Annotated in this window: 23 protein-coding genes; all 23 read right to left on the bottom strand. The window is 46.2% G+C overall.

Features of this window, described 5'->3' with window-relative positions:
- The coding region (locus tag JKY90_04240; protein ID MBL4851473.1) for a preprotein translocase subunit SecY at positions 1-741 on the bottom strand (741 nt) is incomplete at its 3' end.
- On the bottom strand, positions 742-1,176 hold the full coding sequence (gene rplO / locus JKY90_04245; GenBank protein ID MBL4851474.1) for a 50S ribosomal protein L15: 435 nt from the start codon (positions 1,174-1,176) through the stop codon (positions 742-744). It abuts the gene before it with no gap.
- 4 nt (positions 1,177-1,180) lie between these two features.
- On the bottom strand, positions 1,181-1,372 hold the full coding sequence (gene rpmD / locus JKY90_04250) for a 50S ribosomal protein L30 (GenBank protein MBL4851475.1): 192 nt from the start codon (positions 1,370-1,372) through the stop codon (positions 1,181-1,183).
- A gap of 9 nt (positions 1,373-1,381) precedes the next feature.
- Positions 1,382-1,885 carry a 30S ribosomal protein S5 gene (rpsE, locus tag JKY90_04255; GenBank protein ID MBL4851476.1) on the bottom strand — a complete coding sequence of 168 codons (504 nt, stop codon included), beginning with the start codon at positions 1,883-1,885 and terminating at the stop codon, positions 1,382-1,384.
- 23 nt (positions 1,886-1,908) lie between these two features.
- Complete coding sequence (gene rplR / locus JKY90_04260) at positions 1,909-2,265, bottom strand: 50S ribosomal protein L18 (protein ID MBL4851477.1); 357 nt, start codon at positions 2,263-2,265, stop codon at positions 1,909-1,911.
- Between the two features lie 16 nt (positions 2,266-2,281).
- Positions 2,282-2,812, bottom strand: coding sequence for a 50S ribosomal protein L6 (rplF, locus tag JKY90_04265; protein ID MBL4851478.1), 531 nt, complete (start codon positions 2,810-2,812; stop codon positions 2,282-2,284).
- Between the two features lie 12 nt (positions 2,813-2,824).
- Entirely contained in the window at positions 2,825-3,220 is a 396-nt protein-coding gene (rpsH, locus tag JKY90_04270; GenBank protein ID MBL4851479.1) for a 30S ribosomal protein S8, read from the bottom strand.
- A 48-nt stretch (positions 3,221-3,268) separates the two neighbouring features.
- Positions 3,269-3,574: a 30S ribosomal protein S14 gene (gene rpsN, locus JKY90_04275; GenBank protein ID MBL4851480.1), complete on the bottom strand. Its 306-nt coding sequence runs from the start codon at positions 3,572-3,574 to the stop codon at positions 3,269-3,271.
- A gap of 11 nt (positions 3,575-3,585) precedes the next feature.
- Positions 3,586-4,125, bottom strand: coding sequence for a 50S ribosomal protein L5 (gene rplE, locus JKY90_04280; GenBank protein ID MBL4851481.1), 540 nt, complete (start codon positions 4,123-4,125; stop codon positions 3,586-3,588).
- A 3-nt stretch (positions 4,126-4,128) separates the two neighbouring features.
- Positions 4,129-4,449, bottom strand: coding sequence for a 50S ribosomal protein L24 (rplX, locus tag JKY90_04285; protein MBL4851482.1), 321 nt, complete (start codon positions 4,447-4,449; stop codon positions 4,129-4,131).
- 19 nt (positions 4,450-4,468) lie between these two features.
- Complete coding sequence (rplN, locus tag JKY90_04290; GenBank protein ID MBL4851483.1) at positions 4,469-4,837, bottom strand: 50S ribosomal protein L14; 369 nt, start codon at positions 4,835-4,837, stop codon at positions 4,469-4,471.
- Between the two features lie 37 nt (positions 4,838-4,874).
- Positions 4,875-5,150: a 30S ribosomal protein S17 gene (gene rpsQ / locus JKY90_04295; GenBank protein ID MBL4851484.1), complete on the bottom strand. Its 276-nt coding sequence runs from the start codon at positions 5,148-5,150 to the stop codon at positions 4,875-4,877.
- Positions 5,150-5,356 (bottom strand): 50S ribosomal protein L29, encoded by a 207-nt coding sequence (gene rpmC, locus JKY90_04300; protein MBL4851485.1) that lies wholly within the window; start codon positions 5,354-5,356, stop codon positions 5,150-5,152. The genes rpsQ and rpmC overlap by 1 nt, the downstream gene beginning before the upstream one ends.
- A complete protein-coding gene (gene rplP, locus JKY90_04305) occupies positions 5,356-5,769 on the bottom strand; it encodes a 50S ribosomal protein L16 (protein ID MBL4851486.1) in 414 nt (137 codons plus the stop codon). Before rplP ends, rpmC begins: the two co-directional genes overlap by 1 nt.
- Positions 5,770-5,800: 31 nt before the next feature.
- Positions 5,801-6,475: a 30S ribosomal protein S3 gene (gene rpsC / locus JKY90_04310; protein MBL4851487.1), complete on the bottom strand. Its 675-nt coding sequence runs from the start codon at positions 6,473-6,475 to the stop codon at positions 5,801-5,803.
- Between the two features lie 18 nt (positions 6,476-6,493).
- Positions 6,494-6,823 carry a 50S ribosomal protein L22 gene (gene rplV, locus JKY90_04315; protein MBL4851488.1) on the bottom strand — a complete coding sequence of 110 codons (330 nt, stop codon included), beginning with the start codon at positions 6,821-6,823 and terminating at the stop codon, positions 6,494-6,496.
- Positions 6,824-6,859: 36 nt separating this feature from the next.
- Positions 6,860-7,132 carry a 30S ribosomal protein S19 gene (gene rpsS / locus JKY90_04320; protein ID MBL4851489.1) on the bottom strand — a complete coding sequence of 91 codons (273 nt, stop codon included), beginning with the start codon at positions 7,130-7,132 and terminating at the stop codon, positions 6,860-6,862.
- A 33-nt stretch (positions 7,133-7,165) separates the two neighbouring features.
- A complete protein-coding gene (rplB, locus tag JKY90_04325; protein MBL4851490.1) occupies positions 7,166-7,993 on the bottom strand; it encodes a 50S ribosomal protein L2 in 828 nt (275 codons plus the stop codon).
- A 54-nt stretch (positions 7,994-8,047) separates the two neighbouring features.
- Positions 8,048-8,341: a 50S ribosomal protein L23 gene (gene rplW / locus JKY90_04330; GenBank protein ID MBL4851491.1), complete on the bottom strand. Its 294-nt coding sequence runs from the start codon at positions 8,339-8,341 to the stop codon at positions 8,048-8,050.
- Positions 8,338-8,955 (bottom strand): 50S ribosomal protein L4, encoded by a 618-nt coding sequence (rplD, locus tag JKY90_04335; protein ID MBL4851492.1) that lies wholly within the window; start codon positions 8,953-8,955, stop codon positions 8,338-8,340. The genes rplW and rplD overlap by 4 nt, the downstream gene beginning before the upstream one ends.
- Before the next feature lie 15 nt (positions 8,956-8,970).
- A complete protein-coding gene (gene rplC, locus JKY90_04340) occupies positions 8,971-9,615 on the bottom strand; it encodes a 50S ribosomal protein L3 (protein MBL4851493.1) in 645 nt (214 codons plus the stop codon).
- Positions 9,616-9,637: 22 nt separating this feature from the next.
- Positions 9,638-9,949, bottom strand: a complete 312-nt coding sequence (gene rpsJ / locus JKY90_04345; GenBank protein MBL4851494.1) for a 30S ribosomal protein S10 — start codon at positions 9,947-9,949, stop codon at positions 9,638-9,640.
- Between the two features lie 5 nt (positions 9,950-9,954).
- Positions 9,955-10,082: elongation factor Tu (gene tuf / locus JKY90_04350; GenBank protein MBL4851495.1), on the bottom strand; the 128-nt coding region annotated here is incomplete at its 5' end.

A 10,082-nucleotide genomic window follows, 5' to 3' on the forward strand; every position in this document is an offset into this window, starting at 1 on the left:
CGTTATGCGCCGCTGACCACGTTCGACAAATACAACAAATGCGGTAACTGCCAGCGCCAATGCAATAATAATCAACACTAACGCACCGTGTAACTCGCCAGTACGTGCCAACTCAAGCGTGCCGCCAATGGCAGACGGTAAACCAGCGACAATACCGGCAAAAATAATCAGCGAGATACCATTACCAATACCGCGCTCCGTCATTTGTTCACCCAGCCACATCAAGAACATCGTCCCAGTCACCAGTGTTACCACCGCGGTGAAACGAAATGCTAGACCCGGATCAATCACTACAGCCGCACCACCTGCACTCATACCTTCCAGTGCAATGGAAATACCAATCGCCTGAAACGTAGCCAACGCAAGAGTAAAACGTCGCGTATATTGTGTGATTTTACGGCGACCTGCTTCGCCTTCTTTTTTCATTTGCTCAAGCTTCGGACTAACCGCTGTCAAAAGCTGAATAATGATAGAAGCCGAAATATATGGCATCACGCCAAGTGCAAATATGCTAACCCGGCCTAAAGCGCCACCAGAAAACATATTAACGAATTCTAAAATAGTGCCTTTTTGTTGCTCGAACAAATCTGCTAAGGCAGTGGGATCGATACCGGGCACCGGCAAAAAAGTACCAACACGAAATACAATTAGCGCACCAAGAACAAACCACAAGCGCCGCTTGAGCTCACCGAGATTTCCCCCACCTATTTTGGAGGCTAGCGCTGCAGCGGAAGCAGACACTTAGTCCTCTATCTTCCCGCCAGCTGCTTCAATCGCAGCACGAGCACCCTTGGTTACAGCCAAACCCTTAACGGTATAAGTTTTATCTACTGTGCCAGACAACATCACCCGAGCACGAAGAATGCCCGCTGTAATAAGGTTGGCCGCACGTAAAGAGGTTAAATCAACGATGTCACCGTCGATTTTAGTCAACTCGCTCAAACGGATTTCAGCCGTAACACGACCAACACGCGAGCTAAAACCAACTTTAGGCAGACGACGCTGTAAAGGTTGCTGACCACCCTCAAAGCCTACTTTGTGATAACCACCCGAGCGCGAATGCTGCCCTTTATGGCCACGGCCACAAGTCTTACCCAATCCAGAACCCATACCACGACCAACGCGAGTACGAGCCCGCTTAGCACCTTCACCAGGGCTTAGGTTATTTAAACGCATCCTACTAGGCATCTTGAGCTCCCTCAACTTGCAGCAAATACGACACTTTATTAATCATACCGCGCACACTAGGTGTATCTTCAACTTCAACTGTATGGTGTATACGACGCAAACCCAAACCAGCAACACATGCTTTATGTGAAGCCAAACGCTTACAGGTACTGCGAACCAAGGTAACTTTAATCTTGCTAGCCATTACGATTTCCTAACCAACAATATCGCTAACTTTTTTGCCGCGTTTCGCAGCAACGTATTCAGGATCAGTCATTTCATCCAAGCCTTGAATTGTGGCTCGAACAACGTTAACTGGGTTAGGCGAACCAATACATTTCGCCAATACATCCTGAACCCCTAATACTTCAAATACGGCACGCATCGCGCCACCAGCAATAATGCCAGTACCCGGCGACGCAGGCTGCATATATACTTTCGCTGCACCATGATGACCCATGGTCGCGTGTTGCAACGTAGCTTCATTTAATTTCACAGTCACCATGTTACGACGTGCTTGCTCCATTGCTTTTTGGATTGCAGCAGGCACTTCACGTGCTTTACCACTACCAAAACCAACCCGGCCGTTACCATCGCCAACAACCGTTAAGGCAGAAAAACCAAACTGGCGGCCACCTTTTACGACTTTAGCAACGCGTCGAATGCCTACCAATTTCTCATTGAGCCCATCTGAGGGCTGACCGTCATAACTTGCCATGCTAAATACCTATTAAAAAACCTTTAAAATTCGAGACCCGCTTCACGCGCAGCATCAGCCAACGCTTTAATGCGCCCGTGAAAACGAAACCCTGAACGATCAAATGCGACTTGCTTAACACCCTTGTCTATTGCCAACTTAGCCACCGCAGCACCCACTGCTTTGGCAGCATCAATATTACCGGTGTACTTTGTGTCTTTACGTATCTCTTGCTGCACAGTCGCTGCACTAGCCACAACTTCATGACCATTAGGAGCAATAACCTGTGCATAAATATGACGCGGTGTACGATGCACACACAAACGATACCTGCTCAACGTTTTAATACGTGAACGCGTACGTAATGCGCGACGAGCTCTAGATTGAATTTTACTAGCCATAGCTTTCTAAGGCCCCTTATTTTTTCTTCGCTTCTTTCAACGAAATCTGTTCATCAGAATAACGCACACCTTTACCTTTATAAGGTTCAGGTGGACGATAAGCACGTATTTCCGCAGCAACCTGGCCAACGCGTTGTTTGTCAGGGCCACTTATAACAACTTCAGTCTGGCTAGGGGTCTCGATCTTAATATTATCTGGAATGGCATGCTCTACCGGATGCGAAAAACCAAGAGTCAAGTCCAGCACCTTACCTTTAACCTGGGCACGATAACCAACACCAACCAGTGTTAATTTTTTCACAAAGCCTTGAGTCGCACCAACCATCATATTGTGCACTAAAGAACGCATGGTGCCGGCCATTGCCATGTTAGCGCCTTCTTTTTTCATCGAAAACGATAGGATTTTACCCTCTTGGCTCATTACTACAGAGGGATGAATCGTACGCTCCATCTCACCCTTAGGACCCTTAACTTTAATATACCCGTCTTTAATATCAACCTTTACATCGGAAGGTATTTCTACAGGCGTTTTGGCAATACGTGACATTTTTCAATTACCTTAAGCAACAGTACAAAGTACTTCGCCACCTTCACCCTGGGCTACTGCAGCTTTCGCTGTCATTACGCCTTTGGAAGTGGACACAATCGCAATACCCAAACCCGCTTTAACTACTGGCAGGTCACCTTTACCTCTATATATACGCAAACCAGGACGACTGACTCGCTTAATTTCATCAATAACCGGCTTACCTTCGTAATACTTTAAACCAATGTTTAAGGCAGGGAAATCACCCGTCGTATCGATTTCAGCCGAAGAGATATAACCTTCGTCCAGCAACACATCTGCAATGGCCTTTTTCTCTTTCGAGGCAGGCATGCTGACAGTTGGTTTTGACACCATCTGAGCATTGCGAATGCGTGTTAATAAGTCTGCAATGGGATCTGAGAAACTCATATTTTTACTTTATCCTAATAACTCACAAAAGCGGGCAAGTTGTCGTGACTACCAACTGGCCTTAACCAAGCCAGGCACATCACCACGCATAGCTGCTTTTCTTAATTTGTTACGACCAAGGCCGAACTTACGATAAACACCATGAGGACGACCACTAAGCCGGCAACGGTTACGAATACGGCATGGACTTGAATCACGCGGCAGTGACTGAAATTTCCTTTGCGCTGCTTCACGCTCTTCATCAGGCAAAGAAAGATCTTTTAGCTTTGCTTTAAGTTCAGCACGTCTCACTGCAAACCGCGCAACCATCTTTCGACGTTTGACATCGCGGTGTATCATTGATTTTTTAGCCATAAAACTAACTCTTAATTCTTAATTGGGAAATTAAATGCTGCTAACAAGGCGCGGCCCTCATCATCAGTACGTGCCGTTGTTGTAATCGTAATATCTAAACCACGAATCGTATCAATTTTATCGTAATCAATTTCAGGGAACATAATCTGCTCCTTAACGCCCATACTGTAGTTACCACGACCGTCAAATGCTTTACCACTTAAACCACGAAAATCACGAATACGTGGAATCGCCACAGAAACCAGGCGATCCAAAAATTCATACATACGCTCACGACGTAGCGTCACTTTACAACCCACCGGCCAGTCTTCACGTAATTTAAAGCCAGCGATAGATTTTCGTGCTTTGGTAACAATAGGTTTTTGACCAGCAATTTTTGTCATATCACTGACAGCGTGTTCAATCACTTTGCGATCACCAATCGCCTCACCAACACCCATGTTTAGCGTAATCTTGCTAATCCTAGGGATTTCCATAGCACTATTATATTTAAACTCGTCTTGTAGTTTTTTAACTACGGTATCGTTATAAAATTGTTGTAATCTGACCATGGCTTATATGTCCACGACTTCGTTGTTAGACTTGAAATAACGCACTTTTTTACCGTCTTCAAGTGTTTTAATGCCCACACGATCAGCTTTCTTGGTGATCGGGTTAAAAATAGCAATATTGGAAATGTGCAAGGGCATTTCTTTATCAATAATACCGCCCGCAACACCCGCATTAGGATTACCTTTAGTATGGCGCTTAGCCATATTAATCCCACCAACAATAACGCGCGCCTCTTCAGGCATGACGCGACTAACCGTGCCCTGCTTGCCTTTATCTTTACCGGTGAGAACTATCACGTCATCACCCTTTTTAATCTTACGCATGACTATAAACTCTTCGTAATTACAATACTTCAGGAGCAAGCGAAATGATTTTCATGAATTTTTCACTGCGTAACTCACGAGTAACCGGACCAAAGATACGGGTACCAATAGGCTGCAATTGCGCATTCAACAACACAGCTGCGTTACCATCAAAACGAATAATTGACCCATCAGGACGACGAACACCTTTACGGGTACGCACAACCAAGGCATTAAACACTTCACCCTTCTTCACTTTGCCACGTGGAATTGCTTCTTTCACACTGACTTTAATGATATCGCCAATACCAGCATAGCGACGGTGCGAACCGCCCAACACCTTGATGCACATTAGACGGCGGGCACCACTGTTGTCCGCTACGCCCAATATCGATTGCATTTGAATCATGCCAAACTACCTTTACACGTTGTAACTGTTAAGCGCCTTAACCGGCACCGGATTCGACTTTTCTTTCAATCTTACTCAGACGCCACGATTTTGATTTAGACATCGGGCGACACTGGGCAATAGAAACCGTATCACCAATTTGCCCTTCATTATTTTCATCGTGTACATGAACTTTTGTCGAACGCTTAATAAACTTACTATAAACAGGATGAGGGATCTTACGCTCAATCAATACGGTAATCGTCTTATCCATTTTGTCACTGGTCACCTTACCGACCAAGGTCCGTACGGTTTTATTCTCTTCTTTAGTCATTAGACGACCCCCGGTTTGTCGGCCGATTTCTCAGTAATAACCGTGCGAACACGGGCAATATTACGACGCGCCTGCTGTATTAAATGAGTTTGCCCCAGCTGGCCAGCGCCTTTACTCATGCGCAGGTTAAACTGCTCTTTAAGCAAGTCTATTAACTCGGCATTAAGGCCGGCTAGGTCTTTGGCTCGCAATTCTGTCGTAGTCATTACATTACTGTCCGTGAAACAAATGTGGTTTGAACCGGTAATTTAGCTGCCGCCAACTTAAAAGCTTCACGCGCAATCTCTTCAGTTACACCTTCCATTTCATAAAGCATGCGGCCAGGCTGAATCTGAGACACCCAATATTCAACATTACCTTTACCTTTACCCATACGCACCTCTAAAGGTTTCTTGGTAATTGGCTTGTCTGGAAAAATACGGATCCAGATTTTACCACCACGCTTAATATAGCGCGTCATGGCGCGGCGAGCCGCTTCGATTTGGCGCGCAGTAATACGGCCACGCCCTATCGATTTAAGGCCAAATTCGCCAAAACTTACGGTGTTCCCAACCGTCGCTAAGCCACGGTTCCTACCTTTAAACTGTTTTCTGAATTTTGTACGTTTAGGTTGTAACATCTGTCAATTTCCAAAAAATTCGGGCTACCCGCTATTTCTTTGCGGCCAGCGGGTTCGCGTCTGCTTCTTGCGGCTCACTGGCAAATATCTCGCCTTTGAAGATCCAAACCTTGACGCCAATAATGCCGTAAGTGGTGAGAGCTTCTGCAAAACCATAATCAATATCAGCACGTAACGTATGCAAAGGCACGCGACCTTCGTGATACCACTCGCTACGAGCAATTTCTGCACCGTTTAAGCGACCACCCACCTTGATTTTAATACCCTGCGCGCCAAGGCGCATCGTGTTTTGCACCGCACGTTTCATGGCACGGCGAAACATAATGCGACGCTCAATTTGCTGGGCAACACTCTCCGCTACCAGTTGCGCGTCCAACTCTGGCTTACGAATCTCTTCGATGTTGATATGCACAGGCACACCCATCATCGCACCCACTTCTTTACGTAGAGCCTCTACGTCTTCGCCTTTTTTACCAATCACGATACCGGGTCTAGCCGTATGTATTGTGATATGCGCATTTTTAGCTGGACGTTCAATCTGGATGCGACTAACCGATGCTTGTGATAACTTTTTCTTGAGAAACTCACGCACCTTAAGATCAGCGTACAAATTATCCGCATAGTCACTTGAATTAGCATACCACTTAGACGTCCAATCTTTGACGATACCAAGCCGTATTCCAATAGGATGAACCTTTTGACCCATAATTTGCTCTCTTTAACTTTAGTCGACAACAGCCACAGTAATATGGCTGTTACGTTTCAATATTTGATTTCCACGACCCTTTGCACGAGCGCGAAACCGTTTGAATGTGGCTGCTTCATCAACGTAAATTGTTTCAACTTTAAGATCGTCGATATCAGCACCGTCATTATGTTCTGCATTAGCAATGGCAGACTCAAGCACTTTCTTAATAATGCCTGCACCCTTCTTCGGACTAAGAGTGAGGACTTGTAGCGCACGGTCAACTGGCAAACCACGAATCTGGTCTGCAACCAGCCGTGCCTTTTGAGCCGAGATGCGGCTATGACGTAAACGCGCCAATGTTTTCATTTTATTACCGGTGTTTTCATTGTATATCGAGCTCCGTTATTTCGCTTTCTTATCGCCGGCATGGCCACGATAAGTACGCGTTGCCGAGAACTCACCCAGCTTATGACCAACCATGTTCTCAGAAATCAATACAGGCACATGTTGGCGTCCGTTATGAATCGCAATCGTTAAACCCACCATGGTAGGGGTGACCATTGAACGACGAGACCAGGTTTTAATCGGGCGACGATTATTACTAGCCACCGCCTCATCCACCTTTTTTCTAAGGTGAAGATCGATGAAAGGCCCTTTCTTGATTGAACGTGGCACGTTATATCCTCTTTAATATACTTAGCTATTTAGTTACTTACGACTACGACGACGCACGATGAGATCATCTGTCCGCTTGTTTTTACGGGTCTTATAACCTTTTGTTGGCACACCCCACGGTGTAACAGGATGACGGCCACCAGAAGTACGGCCTTCACCACCGCCATGGGGATGATCAACCGGGTTCATCACTACACCACGAACCGTCGGGCGTATACCGCGCCAGCGAGTAGCGCCAGCCTTACCCAAAGAACGTAGGCCATGCTCTGAATTACACACTTCACCGAGTGTCGCGCGACACTCAACATGAATTTTACGCATTTCACCAGAGCGAAGACGAACCACACCATACTCGCCCTCACGCGCGACTAACTGCGCTGAGGTCCCGGCGCTACGTGCGATCTGACCACCTTTACCTGGCTTCATCTCAATATTGTGAATCTGACTACCAACAACGATATTGCGAATAGGCATGCAGTTACCAACTTTCATTGGCACACTAACACCTGAGACAAGCTCATCACCCGCGTTAATACCTTTGGGTGCCAGGATATACCGACGCTCACCATCTTTATACAAAAGTAAAGCGATATGCGCACTGCGGTTAGGGTCGTACTCTAGACGCTCAACCTTGGCGATAATATCATCTTTATTGCGCTTAAAATCGATAATACGATAATGCTGTTTATGACCACCACCGTGATGACGCACGGTAATACGACCCTGATTATTACGACCGCCATGCTTTGACTTCTTCTCTAGAAGAGGAGCATATGGTGCACCTTTATGCAGGTTTGCACCCACCACCTTAACGACAAAGCGTCGTCCCGGTGAGGTCGGTTTGGTTTTTACTATAGCCATGATGTTATGCCTTAGCCTATTTTATTTTCTGGGCTTATTTGCCGGGCTGTTTACTTATTGAGCACTAAGAAAGTCAATATCATGACCTTCAACCAATGAGACGTAAGCTTTTTTCCAGTCAGAGCGACGACCAGCAATCTGCTTAAACTTCCTGGTTTTACCTTTAACATTAGAAACCTGAACGGCCTTCACTTTTACGTCGAACATAAGCTCAACGGCTTTCGCCACTTCAGACTTGGTTGCATCAGAGACGACACGAAAAATAACCTGGCCATTTTCCTTGATGAGCGCAGCCTTCTCCGTCACATGAGGGCGCAGCAATACCTGCATTAAACGTGCTTCATTCATTGCAAACGCTCCTCTAACCTTTTAAGCGCTGGCACGGTTATCACAACATGAGCGAAACGAATCAAGCTCACTGGATCAACTTCCTCAACATCACTAACCTCAACTTTGTGTAAATTACGCGCAGCGAGATAAAGATTAACATCACCCGTTTCGACAATAATCATCGCGTTATCAACACCTAAACCGTTTAGCTTGACTAACAACTCTTTAGTCTTTGCTGCTGAAATTGAAAAATCTTCAACCACCATCAAGCGATCTTGGCGCACCAGCTCAGACAGCATAGAGCTAATCGCACCGCGATACATTTTACGATTCACTTTTTTAGAATAATCACGTGGACGCGCGGCAAACGTAACACCACCCGAGCGCCAAATTGGGCTACGGCTAGTACCAGCACGTGCACGGCCAGTACCTTTTTGGCGCCAAGGCTTGGCGCCACCACCACGCACATCACTGCGTGTTTTTTGTTGGTGAGTGCCAGCACGAGCACCCGCCTGATAAGCAGTAACAACTTGATGAACCAGCGCCTCATTATAAGCGCGACCGAAGGTCTCATCAGAAACCGAAATGGTTCCCTCACTCTTACCGTTAGCTGATCGTAAACTAATATCCATTGTAATACTTAACTCTTAATTACGCGCTTTAATTGCCGGGGTCACAATAACATTGCTACCCGCTGCACCTGGCACGGCACCTTTAACTAAAATCAGCTTACGCTCACTGTCGACACGCACTACTTTCAAATTCTGCGTAGTACGGCGAACGCTACCCATATGGCCAGCCATTTTCTTGCCTTTAAAAACACGGCCAGGAGTTTGATTCTGGCCAATAGAGCCTGGCGTACGATGGTTTAAGGAGTTACCGTGAGTCGCGTCTTTCATTGCAAAATGATGACGCTTAACAACACCAGCGAAACCTTTACCTATACTCGTCCCTGCCACATCAACGACATCACCGTCAGAGAACATATCAACACCAAAGGCTTGACCAACCGTAGCATCGTCACCTTCACCATCATCTAAACGAAATTCCCAGGTACCACGACCCGCCTCAACGTTTGCTTTAGCAAAATGACCTGCCATCGGCTTGGTCACACGCGATGCACGACGTGAACCCGTCGTCACCTGAAGCGCTCTGTAGCCATCGCTATTAAGACTCTTAACCTGAGTAACGAGATTAGGCGCCACCTCAATCACAGTAACAGGAATAGACTCACCCGCATCGGTAAAGACTCGCGTCATACCTACTTTGCGTCCAACCACACCCATTGTCATATCAAAACCTCAACACTCATGATCAATTCAGCTTAATCTGAACATCAACGCCAGCAGCAAGATCCAACTTCATCAACGCATCAACCGTCTTATCTGTCGGATCGACAATATCCATCAACCGCTTGTGTGTGCGAATTTCATATTGATCGCGCGCGTCTTTATTAACGTGCGGCGAAATCAAAATAGTAAAACGCTCTTTCTTAGTAGGCAAAGGGATAGGGCCTTTAACTTGCGCACCAGTACGCTTAGCAGTGTCTGCAATTTCACGAGCCGATTGATCAATCAAACGATGATCAAATGCCTTAAGACGAATTCGTATACGTTGACCTTCCATAGTAATTACTCAACCACCTTAGTGACAACACCCGCACCAACAGTACGACCACCTTCGCGAATAGCAAAACGCAAGCCGTCTTCCATCGCAATCGGCGCAATCAACGCTACATCTACTTTGATGTTGTCGCCAG

It is taken from the genome of Gammaproteobacteria bacterium (genome assembly GCA_016765075.1).
Lineage (GTDB): Bacteria > Pseudomonadota > Gammaproteobacteria.